Source organism: Acidisphaera rubrifaciens HS-AP3, assembly GCF_000964365.1.
Lineage (GTDB): Bacteria > Pseudomonadota > Alphaproteobacteria > Acetobacterales > Acetobacteraceae > Acidisphaera > Acidisphaera rubrifaciens.
Genome location: NZ_BANB01001113.1, coordinates 1 through 487, shown reverse-complemented (window position 1 = coordinate 487; position 487 = coordinate 1). Strand labels below are relative to the sequence as shown.

At 76.2% G+C, this 487-nt stretch carries 1 protein-coding gene; it reads right to left on the bottom strand.

Features of this window, described 5'->3' with window-relative positions:
- On the bottom strand, positions 1–438 hold a 438-nt coding region (locus B8460_RS20300; protein WP_456303916.1), incomplete at its 3' end, for an ATP-binding cassette domain-containing protein.
- Between the last annotated feature and the right edge of the window lie 49 nt (positions 439–487).

Below are 487 nucleotides of genomic sequence, written 5' to 3'. Positions count from 1 at the left end.
CAGCCACGCCCGCGCCCGCGCGACCGCCGCCCGCTCCGCCGCCGGATAGCGGGACAGGCCCAGCAGCGCGCCGATGCCGAACCCCGTCGCCGCCGTCAGCGCGTTGTGCTGCGCCACCAGCATGTTCTCCAGCACGGTCATGGCCGGAAACAGCCGTATGTTCTGGAACGTGCGCGCGACCCCGGCCCGCGCGGCGATCCGGTGGCCCGGCAGCCGCTCCAGCGCGTATTCCCGCCCGTCCGGGCGCATCAGGCGCAGGCGCCCGGCGGTCGGGCGGTAGAAGCCGGTGATGCAGTTGAACGCCGTCGTCTTGCCGGCGCCGTTCGGCCCGATCAGCGCGGTGATCGCCCCGCGCGCGACCGTGAACGACACATCGTCCACCGCCAGCAGCCCGCCGAAGCGCATCGACAGCCCGCGCACCTCCAGCAGCGCGCTCACGCCGCCTCCTCGGCCGCCGTCCCCGCCGCGCCCCCCGCCGTCCCCGCCG